Here is a 1,178-nt window from a genome sequence, read left to right as displayed (position 1 = left end):
AAACAATATAAATTAGTATTCCACTAATAATATTCGTTGAGTACATATACATATTTATAACATTTTAATGCGAAGAATTTTTAATCTTTAGAGCTGAACGAATTAACATAATTTATATCAAATATTTTTTTTTCATTAATTTGCTTTGGTAAAAATGTTTCGAGAAAAATATAATTATTAGAAATTTTCTCTTTAAGATACAGATTTAATGTAGCAATATCATATTTATTTCCACTTGCTGATATAAAATTTGAAGACGAATTATTTATTGAAAAATGTATTACATCAAAATTATTGTATTTATCAATTAAATTAGCAACAACTATATCTTTTGAGGTATCAATTTTCTTTAATTCACCACTTAAATCAAATAATATTTTTTTATTATTAACTTGTACAACACCGTCTAATTTTAGTATGTTACTTTCTAAACCAATATTATCAATTTTCAATTTAATGTTCTCTTTATTAACATTCTTTTTAATTTGTTGCTCAGCTATGGTATAATCTGAACTTAAATCATTTACTTGTATTAATGTGCAAACATTATCTTTCGAAATATTAGTTGTAGCATAAACATTTAAATTCATAAACCCAAAGAGTATAAATACAGTTAATAATATATTAGATATTAAACGTTTCATAATATCCCTCCTAAAAATCATTTTTAAACTAATCGGCCAATTAGCTTTCATACATATACTAAGAGTATTTAACAATACAAAATGTTTCAGTTTTTATAAAAATTTTCTGTAAAATTTTTTTCTTTTATTTTGAAACATTTTCGGGTTATATCTTCTCTTATATATGATAAATATAAATATTGATAGTGTAAATACTTTACACTATCTAAATATTAGACCAGCTAGTAATAGTCAATAGTTTTTTAAAAAAAAATTATTTTTAAATTAGGGCATAGCAAAGCTAGCTATTGTAAAAATACGAACAATAGCCCTCTAATTTATTATTTGGTTTTAAAGGCGATTAGGCTGCTGTTTTACATTGATTTTGAAGATACATTTTCTCGTGTATCTTAGGGTCTCTAATCTCGTAAGGTTTCTGGTTTTTAAGAACCGAGAATATGTACTTGATTAGTTTGTTCATCACAGCACCTAAAGCTACTTTTTTCTTTTTACCTTTAAGATTTTCTTTGTAGTATTTAAGCAAAACTTCATTGT

The 1,178-nt window shown here is 23.2% G+C and carries 1 protein-coding gene and 1 pseudogene; both read right to left on the bottom strand.

What is annotated here, in order from left to right; genetic code table 11:
- Positions 1-80: 80 nt before the first annotated feature.
- A complete protein-coding gene (locus CLTEP_RS13975; RefSeq protein WP_066827682.1) occupies positions 81-644 on the bottom strand; it encodes a hypothetical protein in 564 nt (187 codons plus the stop codon).
- Positions 645-984: 340 nt separating this feature from the next.
- Positions 985-1,178 (bottom strand): annotated as a pseudogene (locus CLTEP_RS13970) (IS110 family RNA-guided transposase); the annotation flags it as partial.

The sequence above is a fragment of the Clostridium tepidiprofundi DSM 19306 genome (genome assembly GCF_001594005.1).
In the GTDB taxonomy this organism is placed as follows: domain Bacteria; phylum Bacillota; class Clostridia; order Clostridiales; family Clostridiaceae; genus Clostridium_AC; species Clostridium_AC tepidiprofundi.
Note: the sequence above shows the minus strand (reverse complement) of the source record. Positions and strands in the feature narration are given on the sequence as shown.

Coding starts and splice junctions, on each gene's coding strand:
- CLTEP_RS13975 (WP_066827682.1), bottom strand. CDS start 644: ATGAAACGTTTAATATCTAATATATTATTAACTGTATTTATACTCTTT.